This is a genomic window from Maribacter litoralis, assembly GCF_902506355.1.
Taxonomy (GTDB): domain Bacteria; phylum Bacteroidota; class Bacteroidia; order Flavobacteriales; family Flavobacteriaceae; genus Maribacter; species Maribacter litoralis.
Genome location: NZ_LR733271.1, coordinates 1,890,822 through 1,910,572, shown reverse-complemented (window position 1 = coordinate 1,910,572; position 19,751 = coordinate 1,890,822). Strand labels below are relative to the sequence as shown.

At 37.0% G+C, this 19,751-nt stretch carries 19 protein-coding genes; 13 read left to right on the top strand and 6 right to left on the bottom strand.

All coding sequences use genetic code 11. From position 1 onward, the window contains the following. The first annotated feature begins 275 nt into the window (after window positions 1-275). Window positions 276-1,580, top strand: a complete 1,305-nt coding sequence (locus EXIGUO8A_RS08060; protein WP_159302711.1) for an alpha/beta hydrolase family protein — start codon at window positions 276-278, stop codon at window positions 1,578-1,580. Window position 1,581: 1 nt separating this feature from the next. Here EXIGUO8A_RS08060 and EXIGUO8A_RS08055 read toward each other — a convergent pair whose 3' ends face one another. The 4 genes from EXIGUO8A_RS08055 to hemH all read right to left on the bottom strand — a co-directional run bounded on the left by EXIGUO8A_RS08055 (window position 1,582) and on the right by hemH (window position 5,068). Beyond that, window positions 1,582-1,722 (bottom strand): hypothetical protein, encoded by a 141-nt coding sequence (locus EXIGUO8A_RS08055; protein WP_159302710.1) that lies wholly within the window; start codon window positions 1,720-1,722, stop codon window positions 1,582-1,584. 71 nt (window positions 1,723-1,793) lie between these two features. Beyond that, the gene (locus EXIGUO8A_RS08050; RefSeq protein WP_159302709.1) at window positions 1,794-3,173 is read right to left on the bottom strand and encodes an MATE family efflux transporter; all 1,380 of its coding nucleotides are present in this window, start codon (window positions 3,171-3,173) and stop codon (window positions 1,794-1,796) included. A 47-nt stretch (window positions 3,174-3,220) separates the two neighbouring features. Continuing rightward, the gene (locus tag EXIGUO8A_RS08045) at window positions 3,221-3,994 is read right to left on the bottom strand and encodes a DUF3050 domain-containing protein (RefSeq protein ID WP_159302708.1); all 774 of its coding nucleotides are present in this window, start codon (window positions 3,992-3,994) and stop codon (window positions 3,221-3,223) included. 30 nt (window positions 3,995-4,024) lie between these two features. Beyond that, window positions 4,025-5,068, bottom strand: coding sequence for a ferrochelatase (hemH, locus tag EXIGUO8A_RS08040; protein ID WP_159302707.1), 1,044 nt, complete (start codon window positions 5,066-5,068; stop codon window positions 4,025-4,027). Between the two features lie 177 nt (window positions 5,069-5,245). Here hemH and EXIGUO8A_RS08035 point away from each other — a divergent pair, with 177 nt between their 5' ends. After that, window positions 5,246-6,316 carry a mechanosensitive ion channel family protein gene (locus EXIGUO8A_RS08035; RefSeq protein WP_159302706.1) on the top strand — a complete coding sequence of 357 codons (1,071 nt, stop codon included), beginning with the start codon at window positions 5,246-5,248 and terminating at the stop codon, window positions 6,314-6,316. Between the two features lie 9 nt (window positions 6,317-6,325). Next, window positions 6,326-7,168, top strand: a complete 843-nt coding sequence (locus tag EXIGUO8A_RS08030; protein WP_159302705.1) for an N-acetylmuramoyl-L-alanine amidase-like domain-containing protein — start codon at window positions 6,326-6,328, stop codon at window positions 7,166-7,168. A 3-nt stretch (window positions 7,169-7,171) separates the two neighbouring features. On the opposite strand, the gene EXIGUO8A_RS08025 is transcribed toward EXIGUO8A_RS08030, so the two are convergent. Then, complete coding sequence (locus tag EXIGUO8A_RS08025) at window positions 7,172-8,062, bottom strand: helix-turn-helix transcriptional regulator (RefSeq protein WP_159302704.1); 891 nt, start codon at window positions 8,060-8,062, stop codon at window positions 7,172-7,174. 192 nt (window positions 8,063-8,254) lie between these two features. Between EXIGUO8A_RS08025 and hemA the strand changes: the two genes are divergently transcribed. From hemA to EXIGUO8A_RS07985, 8 genes are read left to right on the top strand one after another with little or no spacing between them, the layout of a single operon-like run. Then, a complete protein-coding gene (hemA, locus tag EXIGUO8A_RS08020) occupies window positions 8,255-9,511 on the top strand; it encodes a glutamyl-tRNA reductase (RefSeq protein ID WP_116771956.1) in 1,257 nt (418 codons plus the stop codon). Next, entirely contained in the window at window positions 9,508-11,088 is a 1,581-nt protein-coding gene (gene hemC / locus EXIGUO8A_RS08015; protein WP_159302703.1) for a hydroxymethylbilane synthase, read from the top strand. The genes hemA and hemC overlap by 4 nt, the downstream gene beginning before the upstream one ends. 50 nt (window positions 11,089-11,138) lie before the next feature. Continuing rightward, window positions 11,139-11,495, top strand: coding sequence for a four helix bundle protein (locus EXIGUO8A_RS08010; RefSeq protein WP_159302702.1), 357 nt, complete (start codon window positions 11,139-11,141; stop codon window positions 11,493-11,495). A 37-nt stretch (window positions 11,496-11,532) separates the two neighbouring features. Then, on the top strand, window positions 11,533-12,564 hold the full coding sequence (gene hemE, locus EXIGUO8A_RS08005) for a uroporphyrinogen decarboxylase (protein ID WP_159302701.1): 1,032 nt from the start codon (window positions 11,533-11,535) through the stop codon (window positions 12,562-12,564). 54 nt (window positions 12,565-12,618) lie between these two features. Next, window positions 12,619-13,161, top strand: a complete 543-nt coding sequence (locus EXIGUO8A_RS08000; protein ID WP_159302700.1) for a GNAT family N-acetyltransferase — start codon at window positions 12,619-12,621, stop codon at window positions 13,159-13,161. Further along, complete coding sequence (gene hemF, locus EXIGUO8A_RS07995) at window positions 13,151-14,053, top strand: oxygen-dependent coproporphyrinogen oxidase (protein WP_159302699.1); 903 nt, start codon at window positions 13,151-13,153, stop codon at window positions 14,051-14,053. The genes EXIGUO8A_RS08000 and hemF overlap by 11 nt, the downstream gene beginning before the upstream one ends. Further along, window positions 14,044-14,988: a DUF4421 family protein gene (locus tag EXIGUO8A_RS07990; RefSeq protein WP_159302698.1), complete on the top strand. Its 945-nt coding sequence runs from the start codon at window positions 14,044-14,046 to the stop codon at window positions 14,986-14,988. The genes hemF and EXIGUO8A_RS07990 overlap by 10 nt, the downstream gene beginning before the upstream one ends. Before the next feature lie 11 nt (window positions 14,989-14,999). Continuing rightward, entirely contained in the window at window positions 15,000-15,788 is a 789-nt protein-coding gene (locus EXIGUO8A_RS07985) for a PhzF family phenazine biosynthesis protein (RefSeq protein WP_159302697.1), read from the top strand. Window position 15,789: 1 nt separating this feature from the next. Here the strand turns inward: EXIGUO8A_RS07985 and EXIGUO8A_RS07980 are convergent, their stop codons facing one another. After that, on the bottom strand, window positions 15,790-18,432 hold the full coding sequence (locus EXIGUO8A_RS07980; protein ID WP_159302696.1) for a DEAD/DEAH box helicase family protein: 2,643 nt from the start codon (window positions 18,430-18,432) through the stop codon (window positions 15,790-15,792). Between the two features lie 159 nt (window positions 18,433-18,591). Here EXIGUO8A_RS07980 and EXIGUO8A_RS07975 point away from each other — a divergent pair, with 159 nt between their 5' ends. Together EXIGUO8A_RS07975 and hemB are read left to right on the top strand one after the other, a co-directional pair. Continuing rightward, window positions 18,592-18,744 carry a hypothetical protein gene (locus EXIGUO8A_RS07975; RefSeq protein WP_164674225.1) on the top strand — a complete coding sequence of 51 codons (153 nt, stop codon included), beginning with the start codon at window positions 18,592-18,594 and terminating at the stop codon, window positions 18,742-18,744. 16 nt (window positions 18,745-18,760) lie between these two features. Continuing rightward, window positions 18,761-19,750: a porphobilinogen synthase gene (gene hemB / locus EXIGUO8A_RS07970; protein WP_159302695.1), complete on the top strand. Its 990-nt coding sequence runs from the start codon at window positions 18,761-18,763 to the stop codon at window positions 19,748-19,750. Window position 19,751: the final 1 nt, after the last annotated feature.

The following is a 19,751-nucleotide window of genomic DNA, read 5'->3' as shown; positions in this document are numbered from 1 at the left end:
TTTGATAGTTTGGTATTAGTCTTCTCTAAAATTAAACATTTTGTTACGCAAATGTTGATTTTAAGATTTTATTAGCATCTCTTAAGAAGCTTAATTATCACATTATGAATTCCGCTGTCCATTACATAGACAATCTTCGATCAATATTTAAATTTCTAAGTATCATTAAATGGACCAATAACTAATACTAAGAAAAAAACAGCAATTCAAGGTTATACAACTAAATCGATAAATAATTAAAGTATTCTTATATTTAAGCCAACAAACTAACAATTATGAAATTTAGAACACTTTTATTTTCGGCATCGTTAATTGTCATCCTTTTCAATGGGTTAACAATTAGCACTGTAAATGCCCAAACCAATGATTTTTTGTACGGAGATCAACTACCCGATGCCCCTGAACTTAGCGCAAGAGGCGAATATAAAGTTGGCGTACAGACCGTAAATCTGGTTAACCTTAATCAAGTAGATATTTTAAATTCGAAAGAAGGCAAAGACCCCACCTATGACAGACCTATTACTATTGAAGTTTGGTATCCTGCCAGCGTAAACAATGATGCTAAAACCGTGGTGTATGATGAAGTCATGGGAACAAGAGGTGATACGCTTAGACCATTAACACCATTTACTTTTAAAGGAAGAGCCTATAGAGATGCCGATGCCTTAAAAGGAAATAAATTTCCTTTAATCGTTGTATCTCACGGTTATGTAGGTTCTAGATATTTAATGACCTATTTAACGGAAAACTTAGCTTCTAAAGGGTACATCGTTGCTGCTATTGACCATACAGATTCAACTTTTAAAGATGCGAACGCATTTCAAAGTACTTTACTTAATAGACCTAAAGACATTCGCTTTGTAATTAATGAAATGGAAAAACTAGGAGCTAAAGGTTCTAAAAATAAAATAGCCGGACTAGTAGATGCCAATAATACGGCAATCATAGGATATTCTATGGGCGGATACGGAGTATTAAACGTTGGCGGAGCCGGATATAGTGCTGGTTTAGGACAATTTTTTACAGGAATGACTGGTGGTAGTTCTGCAATCTCCGTAAATCTTGCTGGAAATGCGGAATACGAAAAATTGGCTGATGCTAGAATAAAAGCTATCGTAGCATTTGCTCCATGGGGAATGGAACGAGGAGTTTGGGATGCGGAAGGATTAAAAGGATTAAAATCTCCCACATTCTTTATTGCTGGAAGCCAAGATGATATTTCCGGTTACGAAAAAGGAATCAAAGCAATTTATGAAGGTGCGGTAAATGCAGACCGATACTTATTGACTTATAAAAACGCAAGACATAATGTAGCACCCAACCCACCACCAGCAGAAGCTTTAGCTCCTGGTTTACATATAGATGAGTACTACAGATATGCAGAGCCATCTTGGGATCAGCGTAAAATAAACAACGTTAACCAACATTTTGTAACTGCATTTATAGGCAAGCATCTTAAAAACCAAGACAGCGCCAAATTTTTAAATGTTCAGGAAAATTCAAATGAAAAAGACTGGACAGGTTTTAAACCAAGATCTTCTACCGGGATGGAGTTGTTACATGCACAACCCGCTAACTAACTTAATTTTTAAATTTAGCTGCTTTAGGAGTCTCTTCCTCTAGCAGCTTCATATATCTATTTTGATTGTTTACTAACTCTTTAAGTTTCCATGCTAATAGAAATATAGCAACGGCAATTAATTGTGATAAAATAAAATTCATATTCGTGTTTTTTAGCGTTTCTAACGCTACTTACGATTGATTTGGACTAGGGTTTGGTTTTACATCAGAAATTAGCCCACCAAAGTTTTATTAATCTCTTTCCTTAAAAAATATCCAGTAACAATAGTTGCAAGCACATCAGCTATGGGAAAAGAAATCCAAACGCCTAATTCCCCTAAAAAGTTAGGTAAGATTAAAATCAAAGGAATAAAGAAAAAACCTTGCCGGCAAAGAGTTAATAATAAAGCAGGCACAGCCTTACCTATAGCCTGAAAATAAGCGGCACCAATAAGTTGAAGTGCAATAATAGGAGTTGCGGCAAACACCCAACGCATAGCAGACGGTGTGTTTTCTAGAACAAAGGCATTTGTTTCAAGCTCCAATGCACTCATATCTGGTTTATGGCTCAAAAAGAGTCCAGCAATTTCTGCGGGGAAAATCATGAGTCCGGCGAAAACTATGGTTGCCAATATTGCTGCATATTTTATTGCAGTATAAATAGATTCTTTTACCCTATCGAATTTTTCGGCACCGTAATTAAAACCGGCAATTGGTAAAAACCCTTGCGTAACACCAAATACCGGGAAAAGCGCAAACATCAACATTCTACCGATAATGGCATATACAGCTACCATAGCTTCTCCTCCCAAATCGAATAAAATATTATTCATCAACAGATAAATAACGCTCACTACAGCTTGTCTAGAAAGAGTAACTACGCCAAGCGAGCTTATTTCTTTTAGAATAGAAAACTTAATTCGTAAATACTTGGGCTTTAGCTTTAATTCTGAGTTATTCGATAAGAAAAAATAAACGACATAACAGAAGCACAATAAGTAACTGATAGTGGTTGCCCATGCAGCACCTTCCATGCCATAATCCATCACATTAATAAGCAAATAATCTAAAACTAGATTACCAATGGAAGGAATTATCATTGCGATCATAGCAAATTTGGGCTTGCCTTCCGATCGAATAACATTATTGCCCATCATATTGAGACCCAAAAAAGGTACTCCGTACAATACAATGACATAATAGATTTTAGCCAACTCAAAAATGGAGCCTTTACCACCAAATGCAGGTATCAATGTGTCAACAAATGTGAGTCCCACGGCAACCATCGAGGTAGTAATCAAAATGGTAAACGATATCTGATTACCAAATGTTCGCAGTGCTTTTTCCTTATTATTGGCACCTAAAGCACGAGAAATAATACTGGCGCCACCAATACCAATGGCCATACCCAAAGCCCCTATAAAAAAGGAAATAGGTAGTACTACGTTGATTGCGGCAATGGCAATTGACCCGATCCAATTTCCAACAAAAATAGAATCTACCAGCACATTGAGCGACATCACCAATATGCCGATACTAGCTGGTAATGCCTGTTTAATAAGCAAACTTGAAATTGATTCCGTTCCTAGTTGTTCTGCGGAAACGTTTGCCATGTGTGTAGTTTATTTGTTGAAATTGATACTCATATAAATTGCGATGATTAACCCGATACTTCTGAAGTTTGCCTAATAGATGCTTCAATATGGCTCCACAAATTAATGCGTTCTTTCAAAGCTTTTTCTGAACATTCCAATACTTCATGCCACTTAGCTTCACTATCACCACACAATTCTTGTATCATTTTTAAAGCAAGCGGACCGTGTTCATCCCCATCCAATTCAATATGCCTTCTTAGGTAATACTCTAGTTTAGGATATGCATCTTCCCCTGCCTGTTCCACAATTTTTAAAAACATATCGGGTATCAAATCTTCTCTACCAAAAGTAAAAGCTGCTGCAATTTTATGTGGTTCTTGTGTTTGTATCGTTTCAAAAGTGAAATTCAAAAACGACTTAACGGCATCGTTTAAATCAGCATTTTCAATAGCTGATAATACAGTATCAAGAGAATGTATTCCATTAAGAAAATCGGTTATTTTATTGGTATCGGCACCTACTTCAACCATCGCATCCAAGTACATTTCGTAATGACTTTTTAAAACGCCCAATTCATTGACATCAGTTTCTTCCTCCAAAACGATTTCATTAATAAACCGAGCGGTATTTGTATTCTTTACCGGTTTCCACGGTAAAGTGGTACACGTTAGGTTTACTTGCAAGGCCTTTAAAAGTGACATAAAATCCCACACGGCATACACATGGTTTTCCATGAATACCTGTATATCAGATACCGATTTCAGCTCCTTATATAGGGCATGATTTCTTAATTCCTCTCTTAACGGTTGTAATATAATTTCTATTTCTTCGATTTTCATAGCGGTGATTTCTAAGATTTAATAGTGTGTTTATGTACTTGGCACTACATCCAATACATCTGTAGTTTGCCAATCGTTGACCCATTTTGCCATTACTTTAACCCATGCGTCGCTATCGTTCAAACAAGATATATGCTTGTAATCTTCTCCACCGGCTTCTAAAAATTGTTCTTTGCCTTCCATTGCAATTTCCTCTAGAGTTTCAAGACAATCACTAACAAATGCAGGTGTAATTACGGCCAATTTTTTCTTGCCTTCTTTAGCCAAACGTTCAAACTCATAATCGGTATAAGGTTTTAGCCATGGATCACCCGCCAAACGCGATTGAAATGAAGTGCTGACCTGATCTTCTTTCAACCCTAAATATTCCTTTACCATTTTTGTGGTATCATACACTTGATGTCTATAGCACGTGTTATGTGCAACAGAATTCACATTACAGCACGTACCATCAATTTTACAATGGAAACTGGTAGGGTCGTTCTTACGAATATGACGTTCTGGAATACCATGGTATGAAAATAATACATGGTCATAATCAAAACCTTCTAGTCCGTCCTTAATACTTTCAGAAAGTACTTTTATAAACTCTGGATGTTTATAAAAAGCAGGCAATGTCGTTATTTTCATGCCGGGAAAAGAAGCTTTTTGTTCCTCCAGTACCTTAACCACTACCGTTTCAAAACTAGACATTGCGTAATGTGGGTATAAAGGCACTAAAAGCACATCATCAACACCTTTATCCTTTAACTCTTGCATGGCATTTTTAATGGTCATGGTTCCATAACGCATACCTAAGGCAACCGGCATTTCGGTCTGTGTTTTCAATTTATTCGTAAAACGCTCGGAGATTACGATTAAAGGAGAGCCTTCTTCCCACCAAATCTTGGCGTAAGCCTCTGCAGATTTTTTTGGTCTGGTCTGTAAAATAATTCCTCTTACCAATATTGTTCTTAACCATTTAGGAGCATCGATGACGCGCTCGTCCATTAAAAATTCATCTAAATACGGTTTAACATCCTTTGGTGTTGGGCTATCGGGCGAACCTAAATTAACCAATAATACTCCTTTCATAGCGTATGTGTTTGTTATTCATTTGCAAAAATAACACTTGAACGTAGATACTATTTTAATTTTTGGCAATAGTTTTTCTATACTTCCATAAAGCAAACCAATTACAGCCCCAATAAGTTTTAAGTGCTGTTTAATTTTAGTAAGTTGTAATTCATAAAGAACTATAATACCTTATACATGAACACATTATTTGATACGGTTCCCAAAAGTGCACTTTACTTCTTTATAGCATCTACCCTAGGCGTTTTAATAGCCTATTGGATTATATCATATTTCATTAAAAAATATGGCAAAGACCCCAAATATTTATTACCACGCGGAGCCTTTAAAAAAATCAGCCGTCCTATTTTTTTAATTATCATATCCATTTGGATTCGATCGGAGTCGATACGAACACTATTACAATTAGAAGATTACGCATATTGGTTTAAAAAGACAAGTACCATTCTTTTTATATTATCTATCACATGGTTATTACTTAATTTATTGAAGATTATAAAAACGGTAATCGTTAGTAATTACGACGTACATGTAGAAAATAATCTGAAGGCGCGTAAGATCTATACCCAATTTAATATTCTTGAACGCATTTTTATTTTCGCTATAGTCATACTGGCCATTGGTGCCATACTCATGAGTTTTGAAAATATAAGGGAACTTGGGGTAAGTATTTTTGCATCTGCCGGTGTCGCGGGTATCATTATTGGTTTCTCCGCTCAAAAAATGATCGGTACCGTTTTGGCAGGTATTCAAATTGCAATAGCCCAACCTATAAAAATAGATGATGTGGTCATTGTTGAAGGAGAATGGGGACGCATAGAGGAAATCACCCTTACATATGTTGTCGTTAAAATATGGGATAAACGAAGATTGATTGTACCCACACCATATTTTATTGAAAAGCCGTTTCAGAATTGGACCAAGACATCTTCAGATATTCTAGGAACGGTATTTTTATATACCGATTACAATGTACCTTTTGATGCCATTCGTGAGGAAATGACCAAAATTCTGGAAAATACAGACCTTTGGGATAAAGAAGTCAATGTATTACAAGTAACAGACAGCAAACAAAATTGTGTGGAAATAAGAGCCTTAATGAGTGCCAAAGACTCGCCAACTTCATGGGATCTTCGTGTTCATGTTCGTGAAAAACTAATAACCTTCTTGCAACAAAATTACCCGGAAAGTATTCCAAGGAATAGGGTTTTGTTGGAAAAATCTACTTATGAAAACAACAATGCCTAATTTAGCGATATGAAACAAATTCTTTTTTTCATTTTTCTTTTAGTAGGCATATCAATAGTATTCTCACAACAAATCACCTGCTCACCTAAAGACAGAGCAGCCGTTGAAAGCAAACTAGTTGAAATCGACGGAATGTATAGTGACAATTTCGGTGAAACTATGGTGAGCGTTGGTAAAACGTTTATGAAGACTCCTTATGTAGCAAAGACACTTGAAATTGGCGATACGGAAACATTGGTCGTAAATCTTCATGGATTAGATTGTACCACCTTTGTTGAAAATGTGCTAAACCTTTCAAAACTTTTAAGAGCTGACGACCTTTCTTTTGATGCATTCATTAAAAACTTAGAAACAATCAGATATAAAAACGGCGAACTAGATGGCTACGCTTCTCGTTTACATTACTTTTCTGAATGGATTGCCAATAATGCCGAGAAAGGACTTCTGCAAGATATCACGGGTGAAATTGGTGGTGCTGAAATCACGAAAGACATAGATTTTATGAGCACCCATAGAGACCTATATCCGTTTTTGGCGGACGATACTAATTACTCAAAAATTAAGGCGTCAGAAAACTATCTGAACAATCAGGCTATTTGTGTACTTGCACAAGACGATATTGCAGAAAACGAACATTTAATCAAATCTGGAGACATTATAGCACTTGCCACTTCTATTGACGGCTTAGATGTCACCCATACGGGAATTGCCACTAGGGAAAAAGATGGTAGAATTCATTTACTCCACGCATCTACCGGATCTATGGAAGTAGAGGTATCAAAAAAGCCGCTAGCAGATTATCTTAAGAACATAAAAAGCAATACCGGAATAATGGTGGCAAGACCATTATAAAGATTAACTACTTGCTAATGCCAATAAATATTTCTTAGGTGTTGTATTATACTTTTTCTTAAACGCCGCAATAAAATGGCTAGAGGTACTATACCCTATTCTTAGCCCAATTTCATTGACATTATACTGACCGGTTTCTAATAACCGCTTTGCATAATCCATCTTATGATCAAATAAAAAGCTGTACACAGAATCACCGTAAATTTGTTTAAAACCTTCTTTTAAGCGTTTTAAACTCAGGCCTACTTCACTTGACAGTTCTGCCAATGTTGGTGGTTCGGCCATATTCGCCAAAATAATTTCTTTGGCTTTCTTGATTTTCTTTACGTTTTCCTCATCTGCCAAATACGGGCACTGTTCAATATCTGCATTAGGACTTCTATTAAAGTACAAGGCAATCAATTCATAAATCTTACCTTTTACGTACAACGATTTTATAGAAGGATGTAGATTATAATTCACGATCTGACTTAATATAACGGCAATGGACGGTGAAAAAGGTTCTTGTGCATAGTACTTTTTTTCTTTGTTATCTGCACTTAAAAACGGAATGTAATCTGCCTCTGCCGTAAAGAGGGAGTGAAATTTTCGTAAGGTCATCACCACAGAAACCAATGAGGATTTTGGATTAAGGTCCAAATTTAAAGGAAGGTCTAATTGGGTGTTATACAACAGTAAAGAATTCTCTTCCTTAACATCTAGACTATAATTTCCTTTATTAAAATTATAGGCTCCGCTTCCCTTAAGACAGAAGTGAAACTGTATGAACCGCTTATTGATATCACGGGTATACTGTACCATCCTATCCTCCTCATTCTGAAACTTTAGCACATAGAATCCGTCTTCAATCAAAACCTCATCGTATGACCCTTGAGCGTTACTTTTATCTTCCATTTTTCAATTTCTATTTTTATTCTATTTAGAAAGCATCTAAATAAAACACCTACTATTCGCTGATAACACCATAAAATTATAGCTAATTAACTGATAAATGTCATTTTTTATCTAAAAATTCGGCAGACGACATTAATTGTACCTCTAGCGTTGTTTTTATTGAATGTATGCACATATTTTTGTACCCGCTTTATGAAGGACTATCACATTTCTAAACACGACTCCTTTTATACCATCGGACTTAACTACAAAAAGGCCGATGCTGAAGCTCGTGGTAAATTTAGTTTAGACGAAGTAGCGGTAAACAAATTACTTGTAGAAGCTAAAAATCAAGGCATTGATGGTTTGCTAGCTACCTCTACCTGTAACCGCACAGAGTTACACGGTTTTGCAAAACATCCTTTTCAACTCATAAAATTATTATGCGATCATTCTAACGGAACCGTTGAAGCGTTCCAAGAAGTGGCATATGTATATAAAAATAAAGAAGCTATCAATCACCTTTTTCGCGTAGGAACTGGTTTGGATAGTCAAATACTGGGCGACTTTGAAATTATAAGTCAGTTAAAGCAAAGTTTCAAACGCTCAAAAGAATTGGGCATTGCAAATCCTTTTATAGAACGTCTTTGTAACAGTATCATTCAAGCAAGTAAGCGTATTAAGAACGAAACCGAAATTTCTTCTGGTGCAACTTCGGTAGCATTTGCATCTGTTCAATACATTTTGCGAAATGTAGAAAATGTATCTGAAAAGAACATTTTGCTGTTCGGAACTGGGAAAATTGGTCGTAATACGTGCGAAAATTTAATAAAGCACACCAAGAATCCGCACATTACCTTAATCAATAGAACCAAGGGTAAAGCTGAGCAAATTGCAGGTAAGTTCAATCTAATGGTTAAAGATTATGGGGATCTACAATCAGAAATTAGAAAGTCCGATATTTTGGTGGTTGCCACGGGAGCGCAAAAACCCACAATTACCAAAGAGCTGATCTATACCAATAAGCCGTTATTAATTTTAGACCTATCGGTACCTAAAAACGTTGATGCTTCCGTTTCTGAAATGGACAATGTTACGGTAATTCATTTAGATCATTTATCTCAAATGACCGATGAGACTTTAGAACGTAGAAAGCAATTTATACCAGATGCCGAAGCTATAAACGAAGAGGTAAAACATGATTTTAACCAATGGTTAGAAACCAGAAAATTTGCTCCTGTCATTAAGGCTTTAAAGAAGAAATTAAAGACGATAAAGGATGAAGAATTAGACTACCAATCTAAAAAAACGGTAGATTTCAATCCGCATCAAGCCGATTTGGTAACGAATCGCATCATTCAAAAAATAACCAAACAATTTGCAAATCATCTTAAGGATGACTCGGTAGATTCCAATTCAAGTTTAGAATTTATCCAAAAAGTATTTCAATTAGAATTGGACGAAAAATGAGTAAAGTAATACGATTAGGCACACGCGATAGCGAGCTAGCGCTATGGCAGGCAAATACCGTAAAAGATCAACTACAAGCATTAGGCCATACTGTAAAATTAGTTCCGGTAAAATCTACCGGCGACTTAATTTTAGACAAGCCCCTTTATGAACTGGGCATAACCGGTGTTTTCACAAAAACACTTGATGTTGCCATGATCAATGGCGATATCGATATTGCGGTACATTCCATGAAAGATGTACCCACAGCATTACCAAAAGGTATCGTTAAAGCCGCTGTTTTAAAACGTGGCAACTATATGGATATCATGGCGTTTAAAGACAATGAGGAGTTCTTAGGGTCACGCGACGCTGTTATTGCTACCGGTAGTTTACGCAGACAGGCGCAATGGCTCAACAGATACCCAACACATACCGTAGTAGATTTAAGAGGGAATGTAAATAGCCGTTTAGAAAAGTTGTACAACAACGAATGGAACGGTGCCATTTTTGCCGCTGCCGGTTTGGAACGTATTGGTTTGGAACCTGAAAACACGATCGGACTTACATGGATGCTACCAGCACCTGCGCAAGGGGCGATCATGGTTGTTGCTATGGAAGACAATGAAGAAGTTCGAGAAGCCTGCGCACAATTAAACCATGAAGAAACGGATACCTGTGTTACGCTTGAAAGAGAATTTCTTAGGGAATTGGAAGGTGGCTGTAGTGCACCTATTGGAGCTCTAGCCTATATCAACAAAGAAAATATTGTAACGCTAAAAGGCGTATTGTTAAATGTTGATGGAAGTAAAAAACTGGAAACAGAGCTAACTGCACCACTGGGCAAACATCAAAATTTAGGTATTGACTGTGCCAAGACGATTTTAGCACGTGGTGGAAGACGTTTAATGACAGAATTGGCAAGTGCCGGTACCGAAATAAATATTTTTTCTACAAAAAAACTTACGCCACAACAGCAACTTAGCCTTAATTTATCCGTAAATGCCGATTCAGATGATTTCATAAAAATCAATTTTAATCGTATTTCACCTATTGTTCTTAAAAAGGAGCACAAGAATGTAGTCTTTACTAGCAAAAATGCAGTTGAAGCGGTATTGGCAAGTAGAGATGTGTCCGAATTGGATTTTGAGAATATCTATTGTGTAGGCAGAAAAACCAGACGGTTTATAAAGAATAAGTTTGGTAAAATAACGCATTATGAGAACAATGCTAAAGATTTGGCCAATCACCTAGTAGAATTCATAGACGGTACAGAGGTGACTTATTTTCATGGAAATCTAAGTTTAGAAGAATTGCCCACTATTTTAGAGGAAAACAATATTACGGTCAATGCTGTTGAAGCATATAGAACAAAATTATCTGGTAAGTCCATACCAGAATCTGTAAAAGGCATCATGTTCTTTAGTCCATCAAATGTTGAAAGTTATTTAAAGGAAAACTCAGCAGATAAGGTGGCGTATTGTATTGGCGAAACCACTGCAAAAGCCGCTAGAGAACATTTCACAGCAGTAAAAGTAGCCAAAATACCAACTGTAGAAAGTGTAATTGAATTGGTGAATGCGGATTATGAAGATTAATAAATTGCCTTTAGCTGTTGGCTGCTAGTCTTTGGCTTTTTTAATAAATTATGAGGGACTTTAAAAAGCTTGAAATATGGAAAAATGGAATCACCATAGTTAAGCATGTTTATAGTTTAGTTCAAAAGTTGCCAAGCGAAGAAAAATTCGGACTTAAAAGTCAACTTTCTAGAGCCGCAATATCAGTACCTTCAAATATTGCAGAAGGATGCAGCCGAAATAGTGAAGTTGAATTTAAACGATTTTTAGAGATTGCACTAGGTTCTCTTTTTGAAGTAGAAACTCAATTAATAATATCAGAAGAATTGAAATTTTTTGATAGTGACGAGTTGAAATCCATTTTTGAATTGATTTCAATAGAATCTAAAATGATTAATAGTCTAATTAGTAAAATAAAAAATAACTAAAAGCCAATGGCTAGCAGCTAAAAGCTATAATAAGAACATGAGCTTAAAAAACGACCTATTTCTAAAAGCATTAAAAGGTGAGACTATAGAAAGACCACCAGTATGGATGATGCGCCAAGCAGGTAGATATTTACCTGAATTTATGGCAATTAAAGAAAAATATGACTTTTTTACTAGATGTCAGACTCCGGAGTTAGCATCAGAAATTACGGTACAACCCATCCGTAGGTATGGAATGGATGCCGCCATATTATTCAGCGATATTCTAGTGATTCCGCAGGCAATGAATATTCATGTGGAAATGAAGCCGAATTTTGGTCCGTATTTACCTAATCCCATCAGAAATCAGAAGGATCTAGACAGCGTTATCGTTCCAGATGTTCATGAAACCTTGGGTTATGTAATGGACGCTATTAAAGCGACCAAAGAGAAACTGAACGACGAAGTTCCTTTAATAGGTTTTGCAGGATCCCCTTGGACGATTTTATGCTATTGCGTACAAGGTCAAGGTAGTAAGACATTTGATAAAGCCAAAGAGTTATGCTTTACACAACCGGTCGTAGCTCATGAATTACTCCAAAAAATTACCGATACCACTATAGCATACTTAAAGGCAAAAGTTGCCGCAGGTGTTAATGCCGTACAAGTATTCGATTCTTGGGGAGGCATGTTATCACCTATGGATTATCAAGAATTCTCTTGGAAATATATTCAACAAATTATTGATGCATTAAAGGACGAAGCTCCGGTAATTGTTTTCGGAAAAGGATGCTGGTTCGCCTTGGGCGATATGGCAAAATCAGGTGCATCTGCATTAGGTGTCGATTGGACATGTTCCGCTAGAAACGCACGTTATTTAAGTGGTGGTAAAATTACCCTACAAGGTAACTTTGACCCTGCACGTTTGCTTTCACCACCAGCAGAGATCAAGAAAATGGTTCACCAAATGATCAATGAATTTGGCAAGGACAGCTACGTAGTAAACCTAGGTCACGGTATTTTACCAAATGTGCCGGTTGAAAATGCAAAAGCGTTTATTGATGCGGTAAAAGAATACAAACCGGCTTAAATTACGTCGATTATTTCAGCATTCTTGTAGAATTTCCGAAATTACAGTAGCCATATGAATTCCTTTCAACTACCAGATTTCGAAATAAATCCAATTTCAGAACGAGATGGGTGGCGTCTGTGCGACTTTGTTTGTGCAAATGCCGATCATATCAAAAGATATTTTCCAAAAACAGTAGCGGCAAATCTGAACCCAACTTTATCCAACATTTTTGTGTTGGAAAAAATAGCAGAATTTCTAGCAGGAAAAGAGTATTTGTTTACCCTAAAAGAACCGGAAAACAGAAAAATTATAGGGCTCATTTTTCTCAAGGAATTAAAAAAGGAAACTCAAGAAGCAGAAATAGCCTATTGCATTGCATACACCCATAAAAACAAAGGTTTTGCAACACTAGCCGTTAAAATGATTTCTGAATGGGGATTTAAACAGCAAGACATCAACCAACTTAGAATCATAGTACACAAATCTAACCCTAGCAGTATTAAGGTAGCAGAAAATTGTGGTTATATTTGGAAAGAAACACTTTTAAAAGAACATACCCCGCCTAACGAAGACCCGTTAGATATGGAACTTTACGTCTTAGAAAATGAAAGATAAATTTTACGCTTACATACAACAACTTCAAGATACGATTACCTCTAAATTGGAAGAGGTAGACGGCAAAGCTACTTTTCAAGAAGATATTTGGAAACGCCCTGAAGGCGGCGGAGGTAGAACCCGAGTTATTGAAAACGGAGCAGTTTTTGAAAAAGGGGGCGTAAATATATCGGGCGTTCATGGGGAACTTCCCGATAGTATGAAAGCTTATTTCAAAGTAAAGGAAGGGAACTTTTTTGCATGCGGACTCAGTTTGGTCTTACATCCAAAAAATCCTATGGTGCCCACCGTTCATGCCAATTGGCGTTATTTTGAATTGTACGGTAAAGATGGCGAAATTGTAGATCAGTGGTTTGGCGGCGGTCAAGATTTAACGCCATACTACCTATTTGATGAAGATGCCCTTCACTTTCACCAAGTATGTAAAACCGCTTGCGATAAACATCAACCCACATTTTATGACACCTACAAAAAAAGGTGTGATGAATACTTTTGGAACACGCATAGAAACGAGGCCAGAGGTGTTGGCGGACTCTTTTTTGATTATTGCAAAGCAACACCAGAAATGGATATGCAAGATTGGTACAACTTTGTAACCGAAGTAGGAAATAGCTTCCTGAAGAGTTATGTACCGATTGTTACAAAAAGAAAAGACCTTGATTACACCAATGAACAAAGGGATTGGCAAGAGATAAGAAGAGGTAGATATGTAGAATTTAATCTAGTCCATGACAAAGGCACTTTGTTCGGCTTAAAGACCAACGGGCGCATTGAAAGTATATTAATGAGCTTACCACCTCATGTGCAATGGCGCTATGATCACCAACCCGAAGAAGGCAGTGAAGAAGAGCGATTATTGAATATTTTAAAAGCACCAAAAGAATGGGTATAAGAGTACTGCTTATTTTGGGTATGTTTTGCTCAATTAACCTTTGTACTGCTCAAAATTCACAATATAAAGAAGACTTTCCTGATAAAATTACGTTGAGACTGGCATTACAGACCACCTCAAATAATTTTACCCTTAGAGATAAAATTACACGTAATAAAACAGAGTTCATACCCAACGATAAAAGCTACTTGGGGCTTTCTATTCTATTTCGGTTTTTAGAGGTTGATTTGGGATACGCACCCAATTTCTTGTCCGAAAACAAGGATAATGGCGATTCTAAACTAATTACGTTCAATATTAGAACGTTTTTTGGACAGTTCATGCAGACTGTAGATTATTATAAACAAAAAGGATTCTTTGTTCGTACCCAAGACATTACTTTGCCCGTAGATGACTTGAAAACCCTAAAAATAGGCGGCAGCTCTAGTTACATTTTTAATCCCGATTTTTCGTTTCGCGCTATCGGTTTCCAAAATGAATGGCAGACCCAGAGCGTGGGCAGTTTTATACCCAGTATCTCCTATTACTACACCAAGTTTAAATTAGAAGACCCGCTAATTGAAAATCAACTGGAAAAATCGTTTAAGGTGGCTGTAGGACCTGGTTACTATTACAATTGGGTTTTTGACGAGAACTACTTACTTTCTGCAGGAGCAACTGGAGGTTTAGGGTTTAATTATTCAAGCACCGACGGAAAAAACTCATTTAACGGACTGGCTCAACTGGTTTTTAGAATGACCGGTGGCTATAATTCCGAATCATTTTTTGGAGGTGTAAATATCAACACCCAATTACTGAGTCACACTTCCGATGAGAATTTTATTTTGGATGACTCCATCAGTTTTTTGGAATTTTACGTAGGATACCGATTTGACGCTCCTAAAAAATGGATCGCCAAAGCAGATGAGATAAGTCGTAAATTAGGGATTGAATAAATCTTAATGCCATGAAGCAAAAAATATATCAGATCGATGCCTTTACCAAAGAATTGTTTGGTGGCAATCCTGCTGCCGTTTGTATTCTAAAAGAATGGTTGGCAAACGACCTCATGCAAAAAATAGCCGCAGAAAATAATTTGGCAGAAACCGCCTTTGCCGTGCAGAAAGATGACCATTATGAACTACGTTGGTTTACACCAGAAATTGAAGTAGACCTTTGTGGTCATGCAACGCTGGCAACTGCCTTTGTGCTTTATAAATACTATGGTTTCAAAGAAAATACTCTACGGTTTATTTCGCCTAGAAGTGGTGAGCTCATTGTTGAAAAGAATGAAAAGGGGACATTGACCATGGACTTTCCAACCGATGAACTTAAAAAAGTATCTGAACAGACACTAATCACAGAAGCTATAGGCAAAAAACCTTTAGAGACCTACAAAGGCAAAACAGATTATATGCTGGTCTATGAAACGCAAACAGAAATTGAGGCTATGACTCCTAATTTTCATTTGCTAAATGAGTTAGATTGTAGAGGGGTTATCGTTACCGCGAAAGGCAATACCGTTGATTTTGTATCACGTTTTTTTGCCCCCCAATGTGGCATTCCAGAAGACCCTGTTACAGGTTCGGCACATACCACATTAACTCCTTATTGGTCGAAAAAATTGAATAAAAAGTCCCTATCAGCAAAACAACTGTCCGAAAGGGGCGGCAATATACAATGTGAGTACCTTGGTGATCGGGTAAAGATTTCAGGAAATGCCGTTTGCTATTTGATCGGGGAAATTGATATCTAAACTATTTCCAAGTAATGGACTTTTTTGCCACTGCCTCAAATTGATATTTGAGATGTGAAAATCTAGCTTTTAAAAGCACTTTTCGACCCTCAAGGGATCTTGTAAACTGTATTTTTGACCGATCTACATGAGTATTCCAGTATTTTTGAAAGAGTAAAGCTTCCTTTTTGTTTTTACCTATATCCGTTGGCACAACATAATAGCTTCTAATTTTTAGCTTACGCTTTAACCAATTACTATTGACCAATAGATACCTAGGGTTATCAATTGGTGCAATAATTTCCTCCAAAAGAGATATAAATACATTACTATCATGCTGGCTAGCATCCTTTAAATAAATGGAAAAAGTTCCTTTTATATGCTGTTCGACATGTATTATGGCATTTTTTGATTCGAAATATGAAGTTTTATCATCTAACAAATAGGCTAACAGAGCCTTGCCAATTTTCTTTGTTTTCTTGTATTGATTGCCGAACAAAAAGTATAGTTTCAAGGCTTTAAACGTTTTTGGACCAAAACCAAGAATAAGAGCGGCGCAAAATAAATAGATAACTTGCACAACCCCTTTGCCTATTACGGCACCCATATTTTTTATCAAAAATTCAGGGACAAACATAGAAACTCCCAAGACGACCTCTAGCATTACATACTTCCCGGCATTTAAAGCATGTAGTTTCTTTGTTTTTGCAAAAGGCTGGTCGCTAGCTGAAGGTATTTTCAATTCTCTCACTAAAACATTTCCTTTTTCAATCGCTTGATACCATCTACTTTTAAATTCAGATTTTTGTTGTGCTTGTTCAAGCATATCTGCGTTAATCGCTTCTAAATCGGTAGTTTCTGACCATTCTATTGGCAATACCAATCGGTCAATTCCGTTGGAAATATAAATTTCATTATGTAGAGAGACACCTGTAAAAGCTTCAAAACGTTGCTGCAGTTTTTCCATGTCCTTACCACCATCAGCAGCCGTTGGATCTAAACAAGCCAAGTGCCAAATAGTTCCGGTTTTATCAGGATTGTTGGCATCTACTCGAATGGCTCGCCCTCGCATTTGATTGGAAGAAACAAAAGAACCCACATAAGAAGCCAAGATCAAGGTGTTTATACAAGGAGCATCCCACCCTTCACCAAGAAATGCCTTGGTTCCGATCAGGGTTTTTATCACTCCGTCTTCAAACAATTGTGTAATAGATTCCGCAATTTTGTTTTTAAGGGCATCGGGCACATGAATAAATACGTATCCCAGGGACCCCTCAACAGGATGTACCTGTAATTTTTCAACACTCAGAAGCTGTTTAAATTTGAGTAATGCATTTTCATGCACTATAACCATTGAACCGGTTAACAAACCTAACTTTTCATCACCGGTCTGTTTAGCCAAAATGTATTTGAAAATGGGAACAACTCCAAGCTTGTTCAATACTTTAGTATCGCTTCCTTCAAAATCTAAAAACTCCTTTCGGATAAAATCAGCCAAAATTACCGTTCTACTGTCAGCACCAAGATTTGCATCCGTGCTTTTTACGATTTGATAAATACTCTCCAGTTTACTAGGGCTATTTGACAGATTTCGGTACAAGACCTCATCACCAACGAAATTGACCCGTTTGTGCTCTAGTACACCTATTCGCTTCAACTCCTTTTCCAAAGGCATTAAAATATCCTCAAATGCCATAAAAGTTTCGCGTTGATCCACTAACAGATTTTGCAATAATGCTTCAGACCATTCATACGTAAAACTAGGGAAGCTTACGTCGTTGGTAGAAAAGCCAAGTATCTTTAAATTCTGTTCATTTACGGCATAACCACAAGAATTCAGGTAAATAATAATCGAGGAGAAAAATGTAGGGTGTTGATAAATATAATCCAACGATTCTTTAGGGTTCACGTAGAAATCTTGCGTAATCAACTTTTCCTGCAAGCCCTTATTGGCAATAAGATTTTTGGTGAAATTTAAGATCTGCTCCCTGTAATTAACGATATACTTGATCTGGGCTTCTTCTGGTTTTGAGAAGTAGACAAAGTCTTGATGCGGACAAAGATCTCCATTCTTTATAAGGTCCGGAACCGCAATTTCATCATCTATAGGTCCGCATAAACTAAAATAACGGTTGATTTCAGTAGTAGAACTGTCGTATGGCGGTGTAGCGGTCAGCGAAACAACAGTAAGACCTTCAATCTCCTTTAAATGGTACAAACAATGCCACCATTCATTTTTAAGGTGATGCGCCTCATCTAAAACCAAGGTCTGTATACCATGAGATTTTATAAACTCCACCAACATTTCTTTCCCCTTATCATCGAAAGATTTGGTTAAAGCATATAACGACTGATAGGTGGAAAAAGTAATGAAATCGGGATTTTTAATATCAAGGGATAAAAACTCAAAATCATGCTTTGCAGTAAAAAATTCCAATAACCTAGATCGCCATTGATTTCGTATGGTCAATGTTGGTGCCAATACCAAGGTGGGCTTACCTATTCGGGTTAAAATTTCTAAGCCTAATATTGTTTTTCCAGAACCAGGCGGCGCAATAACGTGCAAGTGCCCATCTTTAATATGCTCTTGAAAACCATCTAAAAACTTTTGTTGATAGGTTCTCCAGGTATATTTGAACTTTAAGAGGTCACTTAGTTTTTGCATCCAAAATCATTTAGCGGCTAAGCCCATAAAAATAAGTAATAACGGCTGTAGCTATTCTTCAAATTCCCCTATTTTTGTAAAACTTCAAGAGATGTACGTTTTATTGCATAACAATTAAGAGATTAAAGAGACAAAACGTTCGAACATAAATATTCAGGTATGGCAAAAAAAGGCAAGGCTAAAAACACATTGAACAAAGCAAAGCATGCCAAGCTTATGGATAGAAAGAAGAACAAATTGAAAAAAGAAGCTGCCCTTAGAAAAGAACGTCTCAAAAGCATCATCAAAAAAAGTCAAGAATCTAAGAACTAAAAATAAATATAGCATTATGTACCCACTTATACGCCCAAGAAGATTACGAAGCAATGAAGCCATTAGAAGTTTGGTTCGTGAAACCATTATTTCACCAAGCGATTTTTTAGTACCCTTATTTGTAGTAGAAGGTAAAGGCATTATTGAAGAAATACCGTCTATGCCAAATTACTACCGTCTTAGTCTAGATAATTTGACCAAAGAGGTAAAAGAACTATGGAACATGGGCTTGCGATCGGTTTTACTTTTTGTGAAGGTGCCCGATAATTTAAAAGACAACAAAGGTTCCGAAGCGTTGAACGAAAACGGATTAATGCAACTGGCCATTAAAACAGTTAAAAATGCGTGTCCGGATATGTTGGTGATGACAGATGTTGCCCTTGACCCCTACTCTTCTTACGGTCATGATGGTATTGTTGCGGACGGAGAAATTCTGAATGACGAAAGTGTAGAGGTGTTAACCGAAATGAGCGTATCTCACGCAAAGGCAGGAGCCGATTTTGTGGCACCTAGTGATATGATGGACGGTCGCATTCTTAGCATTCGTGAAGCATTGGAAGATGAGGGCTATTTAAACACCGGTATTATGGCCTACAGTGCAAAATACGCCAGTGCTTTTTACGGTCCGTTTAGAGATGCTTTAGATTCTGCTCCCGTAGATATCAAAAATGTGCCTAAGGATAAAAAGAGCTACCAAATGGATTATGCGAACCGATTTGAAGCCATTCGTGAAACTCAAATGGATATTGACGAAGGTGCGGATATCGTGATGGTAAAACCAGGTTTGTGTTATTTGGATATTGTTCGTGAAATAAAAAATGAAGTTGATGTTCCGGTTGCCGTGTACCAGGTTTCCGGGGAATATGCCATGGTCAAGGCCGCAGCTGAAAAAGGTTGGTTAGATCATGATGCCGTTATGATGGAACAATTGACTGCAATCAAAAGAGCGGGTGCAAATATGATTGCTAGTTATTTCGCTAAAGATGCCGTGAAACTATTAGGATAAT

What these genes read in the sequence shown, in the direction of transcription:
- EXIGUO8A_RS08060 (WP_159302711.1), top strand. Translation starts at nt 276, where the DNA reads ATGAAATTTAGAACACTTTTATTTTCGGCATCGTTAATTGTCATCCTT.
- EXIGUO8A_RS08035 (WP_159302706.1), top strand. Translation starts at nt 5,246, where the DNA reads ATGAACACATTATTTGATACGGTTCCCAAAAGTGCACTTTACTTCTTT.
- EXIGUO8A_RS07980 (WP_159302696.1), bottom strand. Translation starts at nt 18,432, where the DNA reads ATGCAAAAACTAAGTGACCTCTTAAAGTTCAAATATACCTGGAGAACC.
- EXIGUO8A_RS07975 (WP_164674225.1), top strand. Translation starts at nt 18,592, where the DNA reads ATGGCAAAAAAAGGCAAGGCTAAAAACACATTGAACAAAGCAAAGCAT.
- hemA (WP_116771956.1), top strand. Translation starts at nt 8,255, where the DNA reads ATGAAGGACTATCACATTTCTAAACACGACTCCTTTTATACCATCGGA.
- EXIGUO8A_RS08050 (WP_159302709.1), bottom strand. Translation starts at nt 3,173, where the DNA reads ATGGCAAACGTTTCCGCAGAACAACTAGGAACGGAATCAATTTCAAGT.
- EXIGUO8A_RS08010 (WP_159302702.1), top strand. Translation starts at nt 11,139, where the DNA reads ATGAGGGACTTTAAAAAGCTTGAAATATGGAAAAATGGAATCACCATA.
- hemE (WP_159302701.1), top strand. Translation starts at nt 11,533, where the DNA reads ATGAGCTTAAAAAACGACCTATTTCTAAAAGCATTAAAAGGTGAGACT.
- EXIGUO8A_RS07990 (WP_159302698.1), top strand. Translation starts at nt 14,044, where the DNA reads ATGGGTATAAGAGTACTGCTTATTTTGGGTATGTTTTGCTCAATTAAC.
- EXIGUO8A_RS08030 (WP_159302705.1), top strand. Translation starts at nt 6,326, where the DNA reads ATGAAACAAATTCTTTTTTTCATTTTTCTTTTAGTAGGCATATCAATA.
- EXIGUO8A_RS08025 (WP_159302704.1), bottom strand. Translation starts at nt 8,062, where the DNA reads ATGGAAGATAAAAGTAACGCTCAAGGGTCATACGATGAGGTTTTGATT.
- hemF (WP_159302699.1), top strand. Translation starts at nt 13,151, where the DNA reads ATGAAAGATAAATTTTACGCTTACATACAACAACTTCAAGATACGATT.
- hemB (WP_159302695.1), top strand. Translation starts at nt 18,761, where the DNA reads ATGTACCCACTTATACGCCCAAGAAGATTACGAAGCAATGAAGCCATT.
- hemH (WP_159302707.1), bottom strand. Translation starts at nt 5,068, where the DNA reads ATGAAAGGAGTATTATTGGTTAATTTAGGTTCGCCCGATAGCCCAACA.
- EXIGUO8A_RS08000 (WP_159302700.1), top strand. Translation starts at nt 12,619, where the DNA reads ATGAATTCCTTTCAACTACCAGATTTCGAAATAAATCCAATTTCAGAA.
- hemC (WP_159302703.1), top strand. Translation starts at nt 9,508, where the DNA reads ATGAGTAAAGTAATACGATTAGGCACACGCGATAGCGAGCTAGCGCTA.
- EXIGUO8A_RS08045 (WP_159302708.1), bottom strand. Translation starts at nt 3,994, where the DNA reads ATGAAAATCGAAGAAATAGAAATTATATTACAACCGTTAAGAGAGGAA.
- EXIGUO8A_RS08055 (WP_159302710.1), bottom strand. Translation starts at nt 1,722, where the DNA reads ATGAATTTTATTTTATCACAATTAATTGCCGTTGCTATATTTCTATTA.
- EXIGUO8A_RS07985 (WP_159302697.1), top strand. Translation starts at nt 15,000, where the DNA reads ATGAAGCAAAAAATATATCAGATCGATGCCTTTACCAAAGAATTGTTT.